Source organism: Kitasatospora sp. NPDC087315, assembly GCF_044744345.1.
In the GTDB taxonomy this organism is placed as follows: Bacteria; Actinomycetota; Actinomycetes; order Streptomycetales; family Streptomycetaceae; genus Kitasatospora.
Genome location: NZ_JBIUYD010000008.1, coordinates 174,642 through 193,563 on the forward strand (window position 1 = coordinate 174,642; position 18,922 = coordinate 193,563).

Sequence of the window (18,922 nt, forward strand, 5' to 3'; positions counted from 1 at the left end):
GCGGCCCCCGGAGACGGCAACGGGCCGGACGCCCGCGCCCGGCCCGTTCGCCGCTCGGGTCAGAACTTGTTCCTCGGGGTGAGCCCGAGGGAGAGGCCGGAGAGGCCGCGCTGACGGCCGCCGAGCTTGCCGGCGACGGAGCGCAGGGCGGCGCCGGCCGGGGAGTCGGGGGCGGCGAGCACGACCGGGCGGCCGTCGTCGCCGCCCTCACGCAGCCGGACGTCGATCGGGATCGAGCCGAGCACCGGCACGGTGGCGCCGACGGTCCGGGTGAGCGCGTCCGCGACGATCTGGCCGCCACCGGTGCCGAACACGTCGATCATCTCGTCGCAGTGCGGGCAGGGCATGCCGGACATGTTCTCGATCACGCCGACGATCTTCTGGTGGGTCTGCACCGCGATGGTGCCGGCCCGCTCGGCGACCTCGGCGGCGGCCATCTGCGGGGTGGTGACGATCAGGATCTCGGCGTTCGGCACCAGCTGGGCCACCGAGATGGCGATGTCGCCGGTGCCGGGCGGCAGGTCGAGCAGCAGGACGTCCAGGTCGCCCCAGTAGACGTCGGCGAGGAACTGCTGCAGCGCGCGGTGCAGCATCGGGCCGCGCCAGACCACAGGGGCGTTGCCCGGGGTGAACATGCCGATCGAGATGACCTTCACGCCGTGTGCCTGCGGCGGCATGATCATGTCCTGGACCTGGGTGGGCCGGCCCTCGACGCCCAGCATGCGCGGCACGCTGTGGCCGTAGATGTCGGCGTCCACGACGGCGACCTTCAGGCCGTCGGCGGCCATCGCGGCCGCCAGGTTCACCGTCACCGAGGACTTGCCGACGCCGCCCTTGCCGGAGGCGACCGCGTAGACCCGGGTCAGCGTGCCGGGCTTGGCGAACGGGATCTCCCGCTCGGGGGCGCCGCCGCGCAGCAGCTGGGAGAGCTCCTTGCGCTGCTCGTCGCTCATCACGTCGAGTTCGACCTCGACGCCGGTCACGCCCGGGACCTTGCCGACCGCCTCGCGGACCCGGGTGGTGATGGTGTCGCGCATCGGACAGCCGGAGACGGTCAGGTAGACCGCGACGCGCACCGCGCCGCCCTCGGCGATCTCGACCGATTTCACCATGCCGATCTCGGTGATCGGGCGGTTGATCTCCGGGTCGTTGACGGTCGCCAGTGCCTGGCGTACGGAATCCTCCGTGACGCCGGCCGCGACCTCTGTCTCGTTGGCCATGCCTTGATGGTACGGCGCTCAGGGGGGTGGCCGACCGGCCGGTAGCGTGCCGCGGATCACAGCGCCTCGGAGGGCTCCCGGCGCTCGTCGATCTCCCTGAGCAGGGACTGGAGTTCGGAGCGGATACCGCCCAGTTCGGAGGCGATGAAGGCGCGGGTGGCGACCTCGCCGAGGCCCTGCCGCAGGGCGGCGACCTCGCGGGTCAGGTACTCGGTGTCGGCGATGTTGCGGTCGCTGCGGGCGCGGTCCTGCTCCATGTTGACGCGGTCCCGGTTGTCCTGGCGGTTCTGCGCGAGCAGGATCAGCGGCGCCGCGTACGAGGCCTGCAGCGACAGCATCAGGGTGAGGAAGATGAACGGGTAGTTGTCGAACCGCACCGAGCTGGGCAGCAGGGTGTTCCAGGCCACCCAGACGATGATCACCACCGTCATCCAGACGATGAACCGGCCGGTGCCGAGGAAGCGGGCGATCCGCTCGGAGAGCTTGCCGAAGGCCTCCGGGTCGTAGGCCGGCAGCGTGATCAGCCCGGGGCGGGCGGTGCGCGGCTGGTCGAGCCGGGTGCGGGCCGGTCCGGTGACCGAGGTCTCGGTGCGCTGGAGGCGGCCGCCCTCGCGGGTGCGCAGTTCGCGCAGCTGGCGCAGTTCCCGCAGTTCGCCCTGCAGGCGCTTGCGGGGGGAGTCGTCGCGTCGGCCCTTGCGGTCAGCGTCCACCGGTCGCCTCTCTCTCGTCGTCCAGCCCGTGCAGGGCGGCCTCGCGCCAGTCGTCGGGCAGCAGGTGGTCGAGCACGTCGTCGACGGTGACCGCGCCGAGCAGGTGGTCGCCGTCGTCGACGACGGGCGCGGCCACCATGTTGTACGTCGCCAGGTAGCTGGTGATCAGGGACAGCGGGGTGTCCGGCGGCAGCGGGTCCAGGTCGTCGTCCACCAGCGAGCCGACCAGGACGTACGGGGGCTCGCGGAGCAGCCGCTGGAAGTGCACGGTGCCCAGGTACTTGCCGGTAGGGGTCTCGTTCGGCGGGCGGCAGACGAAGACCTGTGCGGCGAGGGCCGGCTTGTGGTCGGAGATCCGGACGCGGGCGAGCGCCTCGGCCACCGTGGCGTCCGGCTCCAGCACGATCGGCTCGGTGGTCATCAGGCCGCCGGCGGTGTTCTCCTCGTACGTCAGCAGCCGCCGCACCGGCTCGGCCTCGTCCGGCTCCATCAGCTGGAGCAGCCGCTCGGCCTCGTCCCCGGGCAGTTCGGAGAGCAGGTCGGCGGCGTCGTCCGGGTCCATCGCCTCCAGGACGTCGGCGGCCCGTTCGTCCTTCAGCTTGCCGATGATCTCGACCTGGTCGTCCTCGGGCAGCTCCTCCAGGACGTCGGCGAGCCGTTCGTCGTCGAGGGCGGCGGCGACCTCGGCGCGGCGCTTGGCGGAGAGGTGGTGCAGGACGTTGGCGAGGTCGGCGGGGCGCAGCTGGTCGAAGGTGGCGAGCAGGTTGGCGGCGCCCTGGTCCTGCTCGGGGAGGGCGAAGCCGGTGACGTCCTTCCAGTTCAGGGTCAGCCGCTCGCCCTTGCCCTTGCGCAGCCGGCCGGCCCGGCCGACCTGGACGAAGACCTTGCTGATCTCCCACTCGCGCACCCGGGCCTGGACCATCGCCACGTCCAGCACGGTGACCTCCTCGGAGGTCTTGCTCCAGGTGACGGTGCGGTCCAGCAGCTCGGCGAGGACGAGGGTCTCGGACGGGCGCTGTTCGAAGCGGCGCATGTTGATCACGCCGGTGGTCAGCACCTGGCCGGACTCCAGGCTGGTCACCCTGGTCATCGGGAGGAAGATCCGGCGCCGGCCGACCACCTCGACCACCAGCCCGAGCACCCGCGGCGGGCGGCCGCCGAGCCGCAGCGAGACCACCACGTCGCGAACCCGGCCGACCTGGTCGCCGTTCGGGTCGAAGACGGCGATACCGGCGAGATGCGAGATGAAGACCCGGCCCCCTGGACCTGCCATGGACTCCCTCGACTCGCTCGACGCCCGGTCGGGCGCGCGCGGCGCGCCCCGCGTGCACAGGCTACCCGGGCCGCGGCGGACCGGCCTGGCGAGGCGTGGTTCAGCTCCCGGTGCGGCCGGTGCGGCGCTTGAACAGCAGCCGGGGCAGGCCGGCCGGGACGGGCCGGCGGGTGGTGGCGGGGGTGGGCATCGGGACGACGGCGTGCGAGTCGTCGGGCATGGCGCCCGGCCGCTCGGTGAGCAGGCCGTCGCCGCGGCCGGCCGGCTCCAGCCGCAGGACGCGGCACTCGCGGGCCCAGCGCTCGGTGATGGTGTCGGTGTCGGGCGCGTTCAGCCGCTTCCCCTTGAGCTCCTCGACCGCGCCGAGCCAGGCCTCGCCCCGCGGGGCGAGCTCGGTGACCCGGGCCGGCCAGCCGGTCAGCCGGCCGCCCTTGTCCTTGCTGCGGACGGTCACCACGGCGCCCGCCCCGGCGGCCAGACCGTGCAGCGGCTGCTCGTCGCCGTCACCGACCACCACCACGGCGCCGTCGTACCAGGCGTGCCAGAGCGCCCGGCTCTGCTCCTGGCCGTCCGCCCGCACCCAGAGCAGACCGGACTTCTTCGCGGCCTCCTCCAGCAGGGCCCGGTCGAGGAAGTCGTCGGCGGTCGCGGTCGCGGCAGGCGTACGGTCCATGGCGGACAGCGTACGTCCTGGGCCGTCCGGGAGATGTCTCACCCGTCGGGCGACAGTTCCGTGAGCGTGGCACGGGCCTTACCTTGGGAGCGCCCCTCCGGGGTGTCCGCCCCCGCCACGAGCCGAAGGAGCGCCGTGCCCGCCGCCCGGTCCGAGACCGCAGCCCCCGTCCGCACCGCCCCGGCGCCGTCGCACCCGCTGCCCACCCTCGACCTGCTGCTGCTCGCGGTCTCCGTCGCGGGCATCTCGCTCTCCGCGCCGCTGATCAGCGCCACCGCCGCGCCCGCCCTGGCGATCGCGTTCTGGCGCAACGTCATGTCGGTCGGCGTGCTCGGCCCGTACGCGCTGCTGCGGCACCGGGCGGAGCTGCGCGGGATCGGCCGGCGGGCGCTGCTGCTGGCGGTGGCGGCCGGTGTGCTGCTCGCCGTGCACTTCGCGCTCTGGATGCCGAGCCTGCGGATGACCTCGGTGGCCTCGGCGACCGCGCTGGTGACCACCACCCCGCTCTGGACGATCCTGCTGCTGCGGCTGCTCGGGGTGCGGGCGCCCCGACCGGTCTGGACCGGGACGTGCGTGGCCTTCGCCGGGGTGCTGGTGCTCACCGGGGTGGACCTCTCGCTCTCGCCCCGCGCGCTGCTCGGCGACGCGCTGGCGCTCGGCGCCGGACTGGCGGCGGCCGGGTACCTGCTGCTGGGTGCGGAGGTCCGCAGGACCGTGAGCACCACCGCGTACACGCTGGTCTGCTACGCCACCACGGCGGCGGTGCTGCTGGTGGTCTGCCTGGCCGCCGGGACGCCGATGACGGGCTGGCCGGCCGGGGTCTGGTGGCAGATCGTGCTGCTGATGGTCACCGCCCAGCTGCTCGGCCACTCGCTCAGCAACCGGGTGGTGCGCACGCTCGGCCCGTCCGTCACCTCGACCGCGATCCTGCTGGAGACGCCGGGCGCCGCGCTGATCGCGGCCGTCTGGCTGGGCCAGTGGCCCCCGGCGGCCGCGTACCCGGCGGTGGTGCTGATCCTGCTCGGTCTGGTCCTGGTCGCGCGGGGCGGCCGGAGGTAGGCGACGGCTTCAGAGCCAGCCGTTGCGGCGGAAGCCCCGGTACATCCCGATGCAGACGATGACGATCCCGCTGAGCACCACCGGGTAGCCGTACTTGGTGTCCAGCTCGGGCATGTACTTGAAGTTCATGCCGTAGACGCCGGTGATCATGGTGGGGACGGCGAAGATCGCCGCCCAGGCGGTGATCTTGCGCATGTCCTCGTTCTGCGCCACCGAGACCTGTGCCAGGTTGGCCTGGAGCAGCGAGTTCAGCAGTTCGTCGAAGCCGTGCACCTGCTCGGTGACCCGGGCGAGGTGGTCGGCGACGTCCCGGAAGTACTTCTGGATGTCCGGGTCGACCAGGCGCTGGAGCGGCTCGGAGAGCTGCTGCATCGGGCGCAGCAGCGGTGCCACCGCCCGCTTGAACTCCAGTACCTCGCGCTTGAGTTGGTAGACCCGGCCGACGTCGGTGCCCCGGCCGCCCTTGTTGGAGAAGACGTCGGACTCGATCTCGTCCACGTCGGTCTGCAGCCGGTCGGCGACCAGCAGGTAGTTGTCCACCACGTGGTCGGCGATGGCGTGGAGCACGGCGGACGGGCCCTTGGCGAGCAGCCCGGCGCCGTCCGCGTCGGCCTCCAGACGGTGCCGCAGTTCCTGCAGCGAACTGTGTCCGCCGTGCCGGACGGTGATCACGAAGTCCCGCCCGGCGAAGACCATCAGCTCGCCGGTCTCGACCACCTCGCTGGTCGGGGTGAGCTGGTCGTGCTCGACGTAGCGGATCGTCTTGAAGACGGCGAACAGCACGTCGTCGTACCGCTCGACCTTGGGTCGCTGGTGCGCGTGGACGGCGTCCTCGACCGCGAGCGGGTGCAGGCCGAAGCGCTGGGCGATGCCCTCGAACTCGGCCTCGGTGGGCTCGTGCAGGCCGATCCAGCTGAACGACCCGGCGCCCTCGGGCAGTTGCTGCGAGGCCTTGACCTGGCGGGCCGCCTCGCGCGGGCTGCAGCTCTCGCCGTGGCGGCGGCCGTGCTGGTAGACCGCGCAGTCCACCACGGAGGAGGCGGACCGGTCCGGGTGGATCGAGTCGAACAGGCCGGCCGCGGTGCGGCGGCGGTTGGTGCGGACGGCGGCGCGCAGGCTGTTGATCATCGACATGGCAGGCTCCCTTGGGCAGGAGCCGTCGCACGGCGGCGCGGTGGCGGAAGGGCCGTGGTGCGACGGCGAGGAACACCGATGGATTCCGGCGCCTGCGGTCGGTCCTCGGCCTTGCTGGGGCACGTGGTGGAGCGACCGGGCGTCGGTGGGGTGCTCTCCCGGCCGGCCCGACACTTGCCTCGGTCATCTCGACGGACGCGGCTGTTCCAGCTGCTGCTGTTGTTTCAGCCTGCGTGGCGAGGGGTACGGGGAAGGCGTCCGGGCCGGGTAGAGCTGCCGGTACTGCATGGTCGGCTGGTATCCACCGCAACCACCTCCTTCACGCCGCTGCCCCGGAGGTAAGGATCCCCGGTGGCCAGTCGCTCACACTAACATCTGACCGGCTGTCGGCGCTGGGGCGTTCCGGTGGCGGCCGTGCCAACCGCGGGGGTGCGCCGGGTTACGCTCACCGGCATGGCGCACGACTTCCCGCCCTTCGGCGATCTCCCCCCGGCCTCCGGCTGGGAGGACCCTCACGGCAGCCCGCACGGCGCCTCCCGGGAGGCGGTGCTGGCCGCCGTGGAGGCCCGGCTGCTGACCGCCTTCGGCGAGCCCGGTGGCCGTGCCGCGGTCACCTTCCTCGGCGCGGACCGGATCGAGGTGCTGCGCTTCGGCCCGGACGCCGAGGGGCTGGTCCGTTACGCGACGCTCGGGATGTCCGCCGCGCCGATGGCCGACCCGGCCGCACCGGTCGCCGACCAGGTGCGCGGCCCGCGCGTAGAACTGGTGCTGACGGTCCGCGGGGGCCGCGACAGCGTGCTCCGCTCGCTGGCCACCTTCGCCGCGACGCCGCAGGTGGAGGGCCTGGTGGTGGCCCCCGGCGGCTCGCTGGACCTCGGCGCCCCGCTCTGGGACGGCGCGCCGTTCACCTCCGTACTGGCCGCCGAACCGGGCGGTCTGGTGGCCGACCTGGAGCTGGAGGGGCCGGCCGACCCGGTCCGCTTCCTGCCGCTGCTGCCGATGACGCCCAACGAGGCCGGCTGGAAGCGGGTGCACGGCGCGGCCGCGCTGGAGGAGCGCTGGCTGAAGCACGGCACCGATCTGCGCGACCCGGAGCGGCGCGGCGTCCCGCTGGACTGACGGCCGGTCAGCCGGGGGCGCGGGGCGTCGGCCGCACCACGCCCGGTGCCCCCGTACGCCCGCGTGAGCGGTCAGCCGCCGATCGGCTTCGCGCCGGTGGCCTGGGCCAGCAGCGCCTCGTAGACGGCCGGGTCGGTGGTGTGCTCGCCGAGCCGCACGGTCTTGCGGGTGCCGTGGTAGTCGCTGGAGCCGGTGGTCAGCAGGCCGAGTTCGGCGGCCAGCGCGCGCAGCCGGGCCCGGGCCGGTTCGTCGTGGTCGATGTGGTCGACCTCCAGCGCTGCCAGGCCGGCCGCCGCGAGATCGGCGATCACCTGGTCGGAGACGGTCCGGCCGCGCTTGACCGCGCCCGGGTGGGCGAAGACCGGCACCCCGCCGGCCGCCCGGACCAGCCGGACCGCCGTGACCGGGTCGGTCTCGTGCTTGCGGACGTCCGCCCGGCCGCCGTTGGCCAGCCAGTCGGCGGTGAAGGCGTCCGAGACGGTCGCCACCACGCCCGCCTCGACCAGCGCGCTGGCGATGTGCGGCCGGCCCACCGAGCCGGTGCCCGCGATCCGTTCGACCTGCTCCCAGCTGATGTCCGCGCCCAGGGCGCGGCAGCGCTCGACGATCGCCCGCCCGCGCCGGAACCGGTCCGTGCGGACCAGCTCGCGCTCGCGCGCGAACTCCGGCTCGGCCGGGTCGAACAGGTAGGCCAGCAGATGCATGCTGATGCCGTCCACCACGCAGGACAGTTCGGCGCCCGGGACGAGGGTCAGCCGGGCCCCGGCCGGCAGCGCGCGCACCGCCCCGGCGGCCTCGGCGTGGCCCGCCACGGTGTCGTGGTCGGTGAGCGCGACCACGTCCAGGCCCGCGGCGACGGCCGCCCTGACCAGCTCCGCCGGGCTGTCGGTGCCGTCGGACGCGTTGCTGTGGGCGTGCAGGTCGATGCGCACGGAGTGCTCTCCTGGGGTGGACGCTCGCGGGTGCCGCCCAGGATAGACGCGGCGGCCGCCGGTCAGCCGAACAGGCGGGGGGAGAGCGCCCCGCAGGGCAGCAGGTCGAGCTCGGCGCCGGCCTCGCGCAGGTCGGTGAGCACCAGTTCGTCGTACATCACCAGGGCCGACTGCTCCGGCCAGGCCACCGCCCAGAGCCAGAGGCCCCGGGCCTCGCCGACGAAGACCGCGCGGTCGGCCGGGGCGTCCGGGACGTGGAACATCGGGGTGGGCCGTCCGGCCGCCATCAGCTTGGCGTCGGCGGGCTTGTAGAGCGCGACGGTCTCGCCCGGATCCGGCCCGGCCAGCCCCGCGTACCGGGCACCGAGCCCGACGCCCAGCTCCTCGGCGACCAGCACCAGCTCGCCGAAACCGCCGAGCGGCGCCGGGCCCGAGCAGGCGACGGCGGTGGCCCGGGCGCCCGAGACATCGTCACCGACGTGCGCGATACCGGTGTAGAGCCAGCCGACCGGCAGTGGCCAGGGCAGCCAGACGGGGACCTGCGAACGGGCGACGGCGACGTTCAGCGCCTCCACGCTCGGAGGCAGCACCGGCTGCATCGGATGCACGGCTCCGTGCCGGTCGCACTGCCAGGTGTCTGAGAACAGACCGGGGGCGCGCACCCGACCGGCGCACCTCGGGCAGCTTGGCTCGCCCCTCATAGCCGACAACGCTCCTCCCTCCGGACCGCCGCGTCAAGGACGATCACCCGTACGGAGGGCTCGGCGGCACCTGTCGCTGGCGGGCGCCCGGGCCGGCGCGGCGTGGGCGGCTCCCGCTAGGGGATGTCCAGCGGCGGGCGGCGGCAAACGTCGGCCGGTCCGCGCCCGGTGGACGGAGCGGGGCGGCCCCGGACGCACTGACGCCCCGTCATCGTCGGTTGCGGTGACAGGGCGTCAGTCGGGTATCGGAACGTCGGGATCGGACGCTCCCGGCTCTTCGGCGGCGGGTGAGGGCTCCCGGTCGGAGGCGCCGCGCTGGGTCAGACGGTCGGGCACGGACGGATCAGCAGGCGTTCGCCGGTGTGGGCGGCGGCCTGGACGACCTCGCGGACGGTCTCGGCATCGGCGATCAGGGGGTTGGTGGCGCCACCGTGGGCGTCGTCCAGTCGGAGGATCTCGAAGCGCATGGGCCTCTCCTTTCCTGGCCCCGTCGGGCGGGGCGGTCGTGGCTGACTCGATATCAGCCCACTCGGGGACTGTCGGATCCGTCGCATCGGTCGGATCTGTGCGATCTGTCGGGTCGAACGGTCGACGATCTGCTGCGGCAAAGGGCTCCCCCCTGCTTGCCAAGTGCGTCTGGTGCCTCATGAACCACGGTGACGTGGCGGTGCTACCGGGCCGTTGCCCGTCCGTAAAGTCCTGATTTCGGCTGACTCGCGCCGACGTCGATGTCGACGACGATTCCCGGACAGAATCAAATATTACCGCAACTAACGAATTTTGTCCTCTGTGCCGCCCGAAGTTGATCGAACAACGGAGGGCCCGGAGTGGTCACGAGTGGTCCAGACCGGTCCGGTCCGGGCCCCGGCGGGCTCAGGCCCAGAAGTCCAGCAGCGCCTCGGCGGTCGCGGCCGGCCGCTCCGCGTTGGGGGAGTGCCCGGCGTCCTCGACGACCACCCGGCGGGCGCCCAGCCGCTCGGCCATCCGGGTCTGCTCCGGCACCGGCCAGGCGTAGTCCCGCACGCCGGAGAGCACCAGGGCGGGCAGGACGGCGGCGGTCGCGGCCAGCTCGTCCACCCGGTCCGGCGCGGAGATCAGATGGGCACCGGTGGTGCTCAGCGCCTGCGGCACATTGGCCACCCAGCGGCGGTGCAGGAACTCCGCGACCTCCGCGGACGGGCGCCGCTCCCGGTCGCCGGCGCCCTCCTCCAACTGCTGGAGCACCTGCCAGATCTCCTCCAGGCTCATCGTCGGCAGCACGTCGATCAGCAGCTTGGTGCGCGCCGCCTCGCCCGGCTCGATCGGGCCGGGTCCGGTGGACATCAGCGTCAGCGAGCGCCACGGCAGCGGGCCCGCCCCGGCCCCCAGGACGGCCTCCCGGGCCACCTGGCCGCCGAAGGAGTGGCCGAGCAGGTGCAACGGTCCGCCCCCGGGACCGCCCTCGGCCAGCAGGGCCGCGGACAGCGCCCGGACGTCCGCGCCCAGCGCGGACACGGCGTAGACGGCCGGGTCGTCGGGACCGCCGGTCTCGTACTGGCCGCGCTGGTCGACCGCGGTCACCCGGTAGCCGGCCGCCGCCAGCGGCTCCAGCAGCGCGATGAAGTCCTCCTTGCTGCCGGTGAAGCCGGGCACCAGCAGCGCCGCCCCCCGCACCTCCCCGGCCGGCTCGGCCCGCAGCGCGGCGAACTCCCCGCGGGCGGTCGCGATCCGCAGCGCACGCGCGCAGGAGGGAAGGGTGAGGTACGGCGGCGTGCTCATGGGCGGATCTCCTCAGGGGCATGCGACTGGCCGGTAACCCGAGCTTAGGGCCTGCCCGGCGGGCCCGGCGCGGCGGGGAACGCCGAAGGGGACGGGCCGGTCGCGGACCGGCCCGTCCCCTCCGGGGCGGTGCGTCAGCTCTCCGGGGTCGCCTCGGTGGCGGCGGCCGGGCGGCGGGTGCGGGTGCGGCGGCGCGGGGCGGCGGCCTCGGCCGGGGCGTCCGCGGTGGCCTCGGGCGCGGCCTCGACGGCGGTCTCGGCCTTCGCCTTGGCCCGGCTGCGGGTCCGCGGCTTGGTGGCCGGCTTCTCCTCGGCGACGGCGACGGCGGCGACCGCGGCGGCCGGAGCCTCGGCGGGCGCCTCGGTCACCGTGACGGCCGTGCCCTCGCCGGCGGCGGCGGTGCCGCGCGGGCGGCGACGGCGGCGGCGCGGAGCGGCCTCGCCCTCGGCGCCCTCGACGGCAGGAGCGGCCGGGGCCTCGACCGCCGAAGCGGCGCCGGCCGGGCTCTCCACCACCGCGTCGCCCTCGACGGCGGAGCCGCCACGGGTGCGCCGGCGCTCACGGGTGCGGCGGGCCGGCTTCTCCTCGACGGCCTCGGCGGTGGCCGTACCGGTCCGGCCGGAGCCGCCCCGGGTGCCACCGCCACCGTTACCGCCGCCGTTACCGCCACGGCCCCGGCCGGCCGCCGAACGCGAACCGCGCCCGCCGGTCTCGCCGAGGTCCTCGACCTCCTCCGCGCCCAGGCCGGCGCGGGTCCGCTCGGAGCGGGGCAGCACGCCGGTGGTCCCCGGGGCGATCTTCAGCAGCTCGTACAGGTGCGCCGAGGTGGAGTAGGTCTCCTCCGGGTCGTTGAACGACAGGTCCAGCGCCTTGTTGATCAGCTGCCAGCGCGGGATGTCGTCCCAGTCCACCAGCGTGACGGCGGTGCCGGAGGCGCCGGCCCGGCCGGTGCGGCCGATCCGGTGCAGGTAGGTCTTCTCGTCCTCGGGGCACTGGTAGTTGATGACGTGCGTGACGCCCTCGACGTCGATGCCGCGGGCGGCGACGTCGGTGCAGACCAGGACGTCGACCTTGCCGTTGCGGAACGCCCGCAGGGCCTGCTCGCGCGCGCCCTGGCCGAGGTCGCCGTGCACCGCGCCGGCCGCGAAGCCGCGCTGGGTGAGCTGGTCGGAGACGTCGGCGGCGGTGCGCTTGGTGCGGCAGAAGATCATCGCCAGCCCGCGGCCGTCGGCCTGCAGGATGCGCGAGACCGTCTCCACCTTGTCGAGCGAGTGCGCCCGGAAGATGTGCTGGTCGACGCTGGCGACGGTGTGGCCGGTGTCGTCCGGGGCAGCGGCCCGGATGTGGGTCGGCTGGTTCATGTACCGGCGGGCGAGGCTGATCACCTGGCCCGGCATGGTGGCCGAGAACAGCAGGGTCTGCCGCTTGGCGGGCAGCATGGTGAGGATCTTCTCGACGTCGGGCAGGAAGCCCAGGTCGAGCATCTCGTCGGCCTCGTCCAGGACGAGCGCGCGGACCGTGGACAGGTTCAGCTTCTTCTGCCCGGCGAGGTCCAGCAGACGGCCCGGGGTGCCGACGACGATGTCGACGCCCTTCTTCAGGGCCTCGACCTGCGGCTCGTACGCCCGGCCGCCGTAGACGGCCAGCACGCGGACGTCGCGCACCTTGCCGGCGGTCTGCAGGTCGTTGGTGACCTGGGTGCACAGCTCACGCGTCGGGACGACGATCAGCGCCTGCGGGGACTCGGAGAGCTGCTCCTCGGTGGCCCGGCCGGCGTCGATGTCGGCCCGGACGACGACCCGCTCGATCAGCGGGAGGCCGAAACCGAGCGTCTTGCCGGTGCCGGTCTTGGCCTGGCCGATGACGTCGTGACCGGTCAGCGCGACCGGGAGGGTCATCTCCTGGATGGGGAAGGGATGGACGATGCCGACGGACTCGAGCGCCTCGGCGGTCTCCGGGAGGATCCCCAGATCCCGGAACGTCGTCTTGATGGGTTCAGCGGTGGTGGACAGGGTGCTGCCTCTTCCGTGTGGGAGGGGCCGAGAGCGAGCGGCGGGCGGGCAGCCGCGCGGCTGCGTACGGGCCTGGACGGCCCTGAATACAGCTGCGCGGACGCACAACCGCGCCGGTCCCTGCGGCCGGCCGGTCCGCGCGGCCCGGTACGGGGCGCGTCGCCGGCGGCGTCGGGGAGGATTCCCGTGAGGGACCTGCGCGGGACCTTCGCCTGGCGGCGCGGTCCGCGGCGGCCCTCGCTCGGCCACTGATGCGGTGCCAAGGCTTGAAGTCCAAGCCATGGTCGGAGCCGATCGGCTCTCCGACCGGGCATCCGCGTACGTGAGTACCCGGCTTCCGGTACGGACACGTCCTGATGGACGGTGCCGTTACGGAGCGGGCTTGCCCGGCGCACCGAGACGGCGGTGACACCGTGCGAGCACTACGGGCCTCCCTACCACCATACAGTCACGCGACGACTCGAACACGTGACGCTTCTGACACCGGGGTGAGCGGGGGGTGTCCGGGGCGGAACTTTTCGGTGGTGGTCCTGGGGCGGAGGCGCCGGCGGCCGGCCCGGGCGACCGGGGGCGGGTACGGCGCAGGGGTGTCCGGGGCCGGGCCGGGGAGCCCGCGGCGGCGGCCGGAGACGTGTACCGCAGGGCGGGCCGGACTAAGGTGGCAGGTCATGGAGACCCATGGTGAGACGCAGGACGACGCGGCCGGTTCGATCGGGGACTGGGCGGCCCGCTCGGCCGATCCGGGATACCGGGCGGCCGTGCTGGACCTGCTCGGCGCCCTCGCGTACGGCGAGCTGAGCGCCTTCGAGCGGCTCGCCGAGGACGCCAAGCTCGCGCCCGACCTCGCCGACAAGGCGGCGCTGGCCCGGATGGCCTCCGCCGAGTTCCAGCACTACCAGCGCCTGCACGACCGGCTCGCCGAGGTGGGCGCGGACCCGCAGGAGGCGATGCGGCCGTTCGTCGAGCCGCTGGAGCTCTTCCACCGGATGACCGCGCCCTCGGACTGGCTGGAGGGCCTGGTCAAGGCCTACGTCGGCGACGCGATCGCGACCGACTTCTACCGCGAGGTGGCCGTCCGGCTGGACGACGACACCCGCGACCTGGTGCTCGGCGTGATGTCGGACACCGGGCACGCCCAGTTCGCCGTCGACAAGGTCCGCCAGGCCATCGAGGCGGACCCGCGGGCCGGCGGCCGGCTCGCGCTCTGGGGCCGACGGCTGATGGGCGAGGCGCTGAGCCAGGCCCAGCGGGTGGTCGCGGAGCGGGACGCGCTCTCCAACCTGCTGGTCGGCGGTGTGCAGCTGCAGGGCTTCGACCTGGTCGAGGTCGGCAAGATGTTCAACCGGATCACCGAGGCGCACACCAAGCGGATGGCCGCGCTGGGCCTCGCCTCCTGAGACCGCGCCCCGTCAGGCAGGCCGGTGGCGCCGCTGCGCGCGGTGCGCGCCCGGGCGGTGGGGGCGGTGCCGGTGGGCCGGCGCCCGCCCGGCCGCCAGGTCGGGCCGGGCCAGTACCGAGGTGAGCAGGGCGGAGACGACGGCCGAGACGCCGAGCGTCACCGCCGGGTACCCGCCGTTCAGGGTGAAGTGCGTGATCACCCCGCTGACCAGGGCCGCCACCAGCGCCGTCCCGATCGTCAGCCCCCGGCCGGCCGGGAAGTGGGCGGGCAGTGCGAGCAGCGCGGCCGAGCCGACGATCAGGCCGATGAGGACGAAGGCGATCGACTCGACCAGCAAGGCTGCCTCCCGGGGTGCGGGTGCGGCGTGCGGACGGCCGCACTGTCGCCCTACCCCTGATGACCCGGCCGTACACGCAGCGGTGCCCCGCCCCCTCGGTGAGGGGGCGGGGCACCGGGCAGCGTCTCAGCTGGTGCCGAACCCGACCTTGCGGGCCGCCGACTCGCCGATCTCCACGTACGCCAGGCGCTCGGCCGGGACGATGACGCGGCGGCCGTGCTCGTCGGTCAGCGAGAAGAGCTTCGAGGTGCCCTCCAGCGCCTTGGCGATCGCGCTCTCGACCTCTTCGGCAGTCTGCGAGCTCTCGATCACGATCTCGCGCGGCGCGTTCTGCACGCCGATCTTGACCTCCACGGCTTCCGTCCCTCCGGGGTTGCAGCCATCCACGCACGGGCACCGGACCGCCTGGGACAAGCGTTCGCGACGACCGCGCCGTACGGCTTCACCATAGAGCACACGATCAGCGCCGAGGCGAAGGTCAGCGCATCACCGCTCTTCGCCCGCCGCCTCCGCGGCCTCGGCGACGGGATGCATCGGGAAGCCCTTCAGACCGCGCCAGGCCAGGCTCGCGACCAGCCGGACCGCCTCGTCGCGGGGGATCTCCAGCCCCTGCGAGAGCCAGTAGCGGGCGGTGATCTGGGCCAGGCCGCAGACCCCGGCGGCGAGCAGCTTGGACTCGGCCTCCGGCAGGTCGGTGTCCTCCTGGATCACCTTGCTGACCAGGGTCGCGCTGGCGTCCGAGGCACGCTCGACGCGCTCGCGCACGGCCGGTTCGTTGGTCAGGTCCGACTCGAAGACCAGCCGGAAGGCGCCGGACTCGCTGGAGACGTAGTTGAAGTACGCCTCCATGGTCGCGGCCACCCGCTGCTTGTTGTCGGTGGTCGCGGCCAGCGCCGCGCGGGTCGACTCGACCAGGGCGTCGCAGTGCTTGTCCAGCAGCGCCAGGTAGAGCTCCAGCTTTCCGGGGAAGTGCTGGTACAGCACCGGCTTGCTGACCCCGGCGCGGTCGGCGATGTCGTCCATGGCGGCCGCGTGGTAACCCTGCGCGACGAACACCTCCTGGGCGGCACCGAGCAGTTGTTCACGGCGGGCGCTTCGCGGCAGGCGGGCACCGCGCGGGCGCTCCTGCGCCTCCTGGATGGCCGTCACGGCGCTCCTCACTTCACGGGTTGTTCGGGGCTGGCAAGATGACCGATTCTACTTTTCGGTAACCGCCTTCGCGCTTGGCGAGCGTGAGAAAAGCACCGAGCCCCCTTGTCAGGAGCCCACAATACGGCGCTGACCACGGCTGACGGCAGTGGTGTGACGTCGGCCGGGAGGGCGGCCCGGGCCCGGGGGCGCGGGGTGGCGTCTCACTACCATCGTCCACCATGAGCAGCGCTGAGCAGCAGGTACGGACGGAGGCAGGGCGGCCCGGGCCGCTCCGCACGGTCGAGGTCCCCGGTCCGGTGCCGGCGGCGCACCGGCCCGGCGGTGACGGTGGTGGCGCGGACGGGCGGGAGCCGGCGCTCTTCGTGCACGGGCTCGGCGGCTCGGCGGCCAACTGGACGGCGCTGATGGACCGCCTCGGCGGCCTGGTCGACGGTGAGGCCGTGGACCTGCCCGGCTTCGGCCGGTCCGCTCCGCCGGCCGACGGCAACCTGACCGTCTCCGGCCACGTCCGCGCGGTGATCGGCCACCTGGAGGCGGCCGGGCGCGGTCCGGTGCACCTGTTCGGCAACTCGCTGGGCGGGGCCGTCGCCGTCCGGCTCGCCGCGCTCCGCCCCGACCTGGTGCGCAGCCTCACCCTGATCTCGCCCGCGCTGCCCGAACTGCCGCCGCAGCGCACGGCCTGGCCGACCGGGCTGCTCGCGGTGCCCGGGGTCCCCGCGCTGCTGCGCCGGCTGCCGTCGAAGGGGCGGGCCCCCGAGGCCGCCACCGAGGAACTGCTGAGGCTGGTCTACGGAGACCCGGACGGCCTGTCCGAGGCCGCCCGGGCCGCGGCGGTGGCCGAGTACCGGAGCCGGCTGGCGGTGCCGTACGCGATGCGGGCGCTGACCGGGTCGGCGCGCGGAATCGTTTCGGCTTACACCGAGCGCGGCGACCAGTCGCTCTGGCGGCAGGCCGAGCAGGTGCGGGTGCCGGTGCTGCTGGTGTACGGGCTGCGGGACAAGCTGGTCTCCTACCGCTCGGCGCGGCGGGCCTGCGCGGCGTTCGCGGACGCCCGGCTGCTGGTGCTGCCGGACTCGGGGCACGTGGCGATGATGGAGCACCCCGAGCAGGTGGCGCGCGCGGTCCGGGAACTGCTCGGGCGCGGCTGACCCGCCCGGAGCGGGAGAGCCCCAACGCCCCGGCCCGGGCGAGGTCACGCGGGTTCACTCGTTCAGGTGGCAGCCAGGCATGTGACCGATGGATCGCCGGGGGCCGGTCCTACCTTTCTGCTGTCGGACCGAACACATGTGGGGGCGTCGCGGCAGCCGGAGGATCCGGAGGGCGGCCGTACGCAGGGTGACGGCGGGTCGGAGGTGACCGCCGGGCGGCCGCCCCGCCGGCCGGCGGCACCCCGGCCGGGCCGCGATGCCGCCGGCCGACCGGGCCCCTCGGCCCCGGGCCGTTCCCGGGCCGGTCGCGGGGCCATTCCGGGTGGCCGCCCAGGCCGCTCAAGCAATCCGTCGATCCCGCTCTGCTCTGGAGGTCTCCCGTGCGCATAGCCCTGCTCACCGAGAGTGCCCGCCCGTATTCCCGGCGTGGTTCCGGCGGCCTGGCCGCGGTGGGCCTCTGCCATGTGGAGGGCGGCGGCGCGGCGGCGCTGCCCGCGCCGGGGGCGGGCCGGGACGTCGAGCCGATGCCGTACGCCTTCGCCCGGGTCCGGGCCGGGCGGCCCGCGGCGCGGCCGGTGATCCACGGTGAGGAGACGGCGCCCGGCCACCGGGCGCACCGCGAGGCCGTGGCCGGCCGGCCGGGAGTGGCCGGGGCGGTGGAATTCGCCGGACGGCCCGCATCGTCGGCGCGGGCCTGGGAGGGTGGCACCGTGGTCGTCTTCTCGGCGCTCGCCCCGCGCGGTCCGCGGCTGCCGGCGGACGCGATGCTCAGCGGTCGGGCGGTGGTCCCCACCGATGTGGGGGTGGCACGCGAGGTGGCTGGGCCGACCGGGCCGCTGGTCCCGCCCCGGGATCCGGACGCGCCGGCGGGTGCCTGCCCGGCGCTGCCGCGGGACGAGGAGCGGCGGTCCCGGCCGGGGTCGGCCGGGCGGCTGAGGGCGCAGGAACGCTTCGCCGTGGAACGGGTGGTCGGCGCGTTCCGCGAGATCTGCCCGGAGCCGGTCTCGCGGTGGCCGGCCTTCTCGGCGGCCGGGGCCGACGGCGGGGCCGGGGAGCGTCCGCGCCCGTTCGCCCGGCCCACCGGGTACCGGCCGGCCGCCGCGCCGGGCGCGCTCGCCGCTCCCGCGCTCTGGCTCGCGCTGCTCGCGCTGGGCCGGGCCGGCCCGCACCGCTGACCGGGCCCGCGCCGGTGCCGCCACCGATCCACTGTCCTGTTGTTCATTCTGTCCGCCAGGTCGTACCGACCTCGCTTCGTGGAAGGACACCCCCGATGAGGGTGCTGCTGCTGGGCGCCGACGGCTTTATCGGCCGTCGGGTCACCGATCGTCTGCTCATGGACCAGGAGTTGCAGGTGACGGTGCTCGGCCGGCGTGACTCCGCCGACATCCGCTTCGACCTGACCACCGGCAGTCCGGGCGCGCTGGCCCGGTTCCTGGACGCGGTCGCGCCCCAGGTGGTGATCAACTGCGCGGGCGCCACCTACGGCAGCTCGCGCACCCTGATCCGGGCGAACACGCTGGCGGTGGCCACCGTCTGCGAGGCGATCCGGCGCAGCCGGGAGCCGGCCCGGCTGGTGCACGTCGGCTCGGCGGCGGAGTACGGGCCGGTGCCGGGCGGTGTGCCGGTGGCGGAGAGCGCCGAGCCGCGCCCGGTGGGCCCGTACGGGGTGTCCAAGCTCGCCGGGACGGAGCTGGTGCTGGCCTCCGGGCTGGACGCGGCCGTGCTGCGGGTGTTCGACGTGGTGGGTCCGGGCGCGCCGACCGCCTCGCTGTTCGGACGGCTCGCCGAGGGCCTGCGCCGGGCGCTGGAGCGGGAGGAGTCCCAGGTGCGGATGCCGGACCTGTCGGGCTACCGGGACTTCGTGGACGTCCGGGACGTCGCCCGGGCGATCCAGGCGGCGGCGGTGTCGGCGGCCACCGGGGTGATCAACATCGGCAGCGGGCACGCCGTCCGGGCCCGGGACGCGGCGCAGCTGCTGGTCCGGGCGGCCGGTTTCGAGGGGACGGTCCTGGAGGAGAACCGGCAGATGCTGCTGCCCGCGCAGTCCGCCGGACCGGCCGACCACCTGCCCGGGCACCATCTGCCGGGCCACCGGGCGTCGGAGCCGCGGCCGGCCGAGGGGCGCGGTCCGGCGGGCGAGCCGGTGCCGTGGCGGCAGGCGGACGTCCGGACCGCCCGGGACCGTCTCGGCTGGCGGACGCAGGTGCCGCTGGAGGAGTCGCTCGGGGACGTCTGGCTGGAGACGGCCTGCCGGGTCTGAGCGCGGGCCGGTCCGGGGCGGCGGCCGGGGCCGGG

At 74.5% G+C, this 18,922-nt stretch carries 19 protein-coding genes; 6 read left to right on the forward strand and 13 right to left on the reverse strand.

The genetic code is table 11. From position 1 onward, the window contains the following. Window positions 1-59 precede the first annotated feature (59 nt). The 4 genes from ACIO5D_RS13890 to ACIO5D_RS13905 form a co-directional block, all read right to left on the reverse strand. Window positions 60-1,220: an Mrp/NBP35 family ATP-binding protein gene (locus tag ACIO5D_RS13890; protein WP_400795207.1), complete on the reverse strand. Its 1,161-nt coding sequence runs from the start codon at window positions 1,218-1,220 to the stop codon at window positions 60-62. A gap of 56 nt (window positions 1,221-1,276) precedes the next feature. Then, window positions 1,277-1,843, reverse strand: coding sequence for a DUF1003 domain-containing protein (locus ACIO5D_RS13895; protein ID WP_363610937.1), 567 nt, complete (start codon window positions 1,841-1,843; stop codon window positions 1,277-1,279). A gap of 76 nt (window positions 1,844-1,919) precedes the next feature. Further along, entirely contained in the window at window positions 1,920-3,203 is a 1,284-nt protein-coding gene (locus tag ACIO5D_RS13900) for a magnesium transporter MgtE N-terminal domain-containing protein (RefSeq protein WP_363610863.1), read from the reverse strand. Between the two features lie 100 nt (window positions 3,204-3,303). Beyond that, the gene (locus ACIO5D_RS13905; protein ID WP_400655108.1) at window positions 3,304-3,876 is read right to left on the reverse strand and encodes a hypothetical protein; all 573 of its coding nucleotides are present in this window, start codon (window positions 3,874-3,876) and stop codon (window positions 3,304-3,306) included. Window positions 3,877-4,011: 135 nt separating this feature from the next. On the opposite strand from ACIO5D_RS13905, the gene ACIO5D_RS13910 reads away from it, so the two are divergent. Then, the gene (locus tag ACIO5D_RS13910; protein ID WP_400795209.1) at window positions 4,012-4,935 is read left to right on the forward strand and encodes a DMT family transporter; all 924 of its coding nucleotides are present in this window, start codon (window positions 4,012-4,014) and stop codon (window positions 4,933-4,935) included. 9 nt (window positions 4,936-4,944) lie between these two features. On the opposite strand, the gene corA is transcribed toward ACIO5D_RS13910, so the two are convergent. Continuing rightward, window positions 4,945-6,069 carry a magnesium/cobalt transporter CorA gene (gene corA / locus ACIO5D_RS13915; protein WP_400795211.1) on the reverse strand — a complete coding sequence of 375 codons (1,125 nt, stop codon included), beginning with the start codon at window positions 6,067-6,069 and terminating at the stop codon, window positions 4,945-4,947. A gap of 453 nt (window positions 6,070-6,522) precedes the next feature. Here corA and ACIO5D_RS13920 point away from each other — a divergent pair, with 453 nt between their 5' ends. Continuing rightward, the gene (locus tag ACIO5D_RS13920; protein ID WP_363610869.1) at window positions 6,523-7,188 is read left to right on the forward strand and encodes a suppressor of fused domain protein; all 666 of its coding nucleotides are present in this window, start codon (window positions 6,523-6,525) and stop codon (window positions 7,186-7,188) included. A 71-nt stretch (window positions 7,189-7,259) separates the two neighbouring features. Here the strand turns inward: ACIO5D_RS13920 and ACIO5D_RS13925 are convergent, their stop codons facing one another. From ACIO5D_RS13925 to ACIO5D_RS13945, 5 genes are all read right to left on the reverse strand, one after another. Then, on the reverse strand, window positions 7,260-8,120 hold the full coding sequence (locus ACIO5D_RS13925) for a PHP domain-containing protein (protein WP_363610871.1): 861 nt from the start codon (window positions 8,118-8,120) through the stop codon (window positions 7,260-7,262). Window positions 8,121-8,182: 62 nt separating this feature from the next. Further along, the gene (locus ACIO5D_RS13930; protein WP_363610873.1) at window positions 8,183-8,821 is read right to left on the reverse strand and encodes a DUF6758 family protein; all 639 of its coding nucleotides are present in this window, start codon (window positions 8,819-8,821) and stop codon (window positions 8,183-8,185) included. Between the two features lie 320 nt (window positions 8,822-9,141). Then, window positions 9,142-9,288 carry a hypothetical protein gene (locus tag ACIO5D_RS13935; protein ID WP_363610875.1) on the reverse strand — a complete coding sequence of 49 codons (147 nt, stop codon included), beginning with the start codon at window positions 9,286-9,288 and terminating at the stop codon, window positions 9,142-9,144. A gap of 406 nt (window positions 9,289-9,694) precedes the next feature. Continuing rightward, window positions 9,695-10,579, reverse strand: a complete 885-nt coding sequence (locus ACIO5D_RS13940; protein ID WP_400795213.1) for an alpha/beta fold hydrolase — start codon at window positions 10,577-10,579, stop codon at window positions 9,695-9,697. Between the two features lie 134 nt (window positions 10,580-10,713). Then, entirely contained in the window at window positions 10,714-12,477 is a 1,764-nt protein-coding gene (locus ACIO5D_RS13945) for a DEAD/DEAH box helicase (RefSeq protein WP_400795215.1), read from the reverse strand. A gap of 782 nt (window positions 12,478-13,259) precedes the next feature. On the opposite strand from ACIO5D_RS13945, the gene ACIO5D_RS13950 reads away from it, so the two are divergent. After that, the gene (locus ACIO5D_RS13950) at window positions 13,260-13,988 is read left to right on the forward strand and encodes a ferritin-like fold-containing protein (protein WP_363610881.1); all 729 of its coding nucleotides are present in this window, start codon (window positions 13,260-13,262) and stop codon (window positions 13,986-13,988) included. Between the two features lie 12 nt (window positions 13,989-14,000). Here ACIO5D_RS13950 and ACIO5D_RS13955 read toward each other — a convergent pair whose 3' ends face one another. From ACIO5D_RS13955 to ACIO5D_RS13965, 3 genes are all read right to left on the reverse strand, one after another. Further along, complete coding sequence (locus ACIO5D_RS13955) at window positions 14,001-14,327, reverse strand: hypothetical protein (protein ID WP_363610883.1); 327 nt, start codon at window positions 14,325-14,327, stop codon at window positions 14,001-14,003. A gap of 126 nt (window positions 14,328-14,453) precedes the next feature. After that, window positions 14,454-14,681: a DUF3107 domain-containing protein gene (locus ACIO5D_RS13960; protein ID WP_363610885.1), complete on the reverse strand. Its 228-nt coding sequence runs from the start codon at window positions 14,679-14,681 to the stop codon at window positions 14,454-14,456. Window positions 14,682-14,813: 132 nt separating this feature from the next. Beyond that, a complete protein-coding gene (locus tag ACIO5D_RS13965; protein WP_363610887.1) occupies window positions 14,814-15,476 on the reverse strand; it encodes a TetR/AcrR family transcriptional regulator in 663 nt (220 codons plus the stop codon). 221 nt (window positions 15,477-15,697) lie between these two features. On the opposite strand from ACIO5D_RS13965, the gene ACIO5D_RS13970 reads away from it, so the two are divergent. The 3 genes from ACIO5D_RS13970 (at window position 15,698) to ACIO5D_RS13980 (ending at window position 18,887) form a co-directional block, all read left to right on the forward strand. After that, window positions 15,698-16,627 (forward strand): alpha/beta fold hydrolase, encoded by a 930-nt coding sequence (locus tag ACIO5D_RS13970; RefSeq protein WP_400655123.1) that lies wholly within the window; start codon window positions 15,698-15,700, stop codon window positions 16,625-16,627. Between the two features lie 380 nt (window positions 16,628-17,007). Beyond that, window positions 17,008-17,802 (forward strand): glycosyltransferase, encoded by a 795-nt coding sequence (locus tag ACIO5D_RS13975; protein WP_400795217.1) that lies wholly within the window; start codon window positions 17,008-17,010, stop codon window positions 17,800-17,802. Window positions 17,803-17,897: 95 nt separating this feature from the next. Further along, window positions 17,898-18,887, forward strand: a complete 990-nt coding sequence (locus ACIO5D_RS13980; RefSeq protein ID WP_400795219.1) for an NAD-dependent epimerase/dehydratase family protein — start codon at window positions 17,898-17,900, stop codon at window positions 18,885-18,887. Window positions 18,888-18,922 lie beyond the last annotated feature (35 nt).